Origin of the sequence: Microvirga arsenatis, from assembly GCF_009910705.1 — a bacterium.
GTDB classification, from domain to species: domain Bacteria; phylum Pseudomonadota; class Alphaproteobacteria; order Rhizobiales; family Beijerinckiaceae; genus Microvirga; species Microvirga arsenatis.
In genome coordinates this window covers 1-809 of record NZ_JAAAXJ010000069.1, presented here as the reverse complement: position 1 = coordinate 809, position 809 = coordinate 1, and the positions used below count along the sequence as shown (strand labels likewise).

1 protein-coding gene is annotated in these 809 nt (G+C 61.1%); it reads right to left on the bottom strand.

What is annotated here, in order from left to right; all coding sequences use genetic code 11:
* Positions 1-53: 53 nt before the first annotated feature.
* Positions 54-755, bottom strand: coding sequence for an IS6 family transposase (locus tag GR303_RS24245; RefSeq protein WP_161727030.1), 702 nt, complete (start codon positions 753-755; stop codon positions 54-56).
* Positions 756-809 lie beyond the last annotated feature (54 nt).

Below are 809 nucleotides of genomic sequence, written 5' to 3'. Positions count from 1 at the left end.
GGGTGATGTCACGTAAACTTGCGGGGACCGCAGCAAGCCCTGCTTCGCGGGCTTCAGGCGAGCACGCCTGCCGCGGCCTTCCACGCTCCCATGGCTTGGAGGCGGTGAAGGTGGGTGGCGAGGGCAGACTGACGCGAATGGGGCGGAACGAACAGGTTTCTGACAGCTGAAAAGACTGACGTGAACCGCTGCAGGCCTCCGACAGACTGAAAGCCCTGCATCACCCTCTCCCGTTTCCTCAGCGGGAGATGGGAATTCTCAGCCCTATTGTTGAGACCCTTGTGGGACCGGTGCTCGACCCTCGGCATGACTTGGCGTCGGGCTGCTCCGTATGAGGACAGCTTGTCGGTGACGATACGCTTGGGCGCCATGCCTTGCTTCTTCATCAGTCGGGTCAGCAGGCGCTTGGCCGCCTTGGTGTCCCGACGCATCTGGACGATCTCATCGAGCACGTAACCATCCTGGTCGACAGCGCGCCAGAGCCAATGCTTCTCGCCAGCGATGCTGATCACCGCCTCGTCCAGGTGCCAAATGTCAGTCGGGCGTGGCGGCTTGCGGCGAAGGCGCCGGGCATAAGCCGGTCCGAACTTCTTACCCCACCGGCGGATCGTGTCGTATGAAACGAGGATACCGCGCTCGAACAGCATCTCCTCGACGAGCCGGAGGCTCAGAGGAAATCGGAAGTACAACCAAACTGCATGGGCGATGATCTGGGATGGGAACCGATGGCGCTTGTAGCTGATGGGCTTGGTCATGCCACAGCTCTTAGAGCAGAAGCCTCTGACCAAAGGTTACCGTGACATCGCCAG

Bases quoted from the DNA above. Each gene is read 5' to 3' on its own strand.
- GR303_RS24245 (WP_161727030.1), bottom strand. From the start codon at position 755: ATGACCAAGCCCATCAGCTACAAGCGCCATCGGTTCCCATCCCAGATC.